At 61.2% G+C, this 299-nt stretch carries 1 pseudogene; it reads right to left on the minus strand.

The features are described 5' to 3' along the window. Nucleotides 1-299, minus strand: a pseudogene (gene istB / locus J9892_RS20515) (IS21-like element ISAs29 family helper ATPase IstB); the annotation flags it as partial.

Below are 299 nucleotides of genomic sequence, written 5' to 3' on the forward strand. Positions count from 1 at the left end.
AGGTAGGTTTTTCCGCAGCCACAGGGGCCGGTAATGAGCAGGTTCTGGCCCCGGCGCAGCCACTCTCCTTGGGCCAGGTTTGCCACCTGTGACCGCTCCAGGTTGCGTGCAGACTGGTAGTCCACCTCTTGCACCGTGGCCTGGAGTTTGAGCCTCGCCTGCTTGACCAGCCGAGCTTGTTTACGCTGCTCCCGGCTCAGTTGTTCGTGTTCGACCAGCAGGCTTAGCCGCTCGATGAAGGGCAGCCCTTCGTAGGTACTTGCCTGTTCCAGTTGTTGTTGCACGGCATCCGCCATGCC

The organism is Aeromonas sp. Prich7-2, assembly GCF_017939255.1.
Taxonomy (GTDB): domain Bacteria; phylum Pseudomonadota; class Gammaproteobacteria; order Enterobacterales; family Aeromonadaceae; genus Aeromonas; species Aeromonas caviae.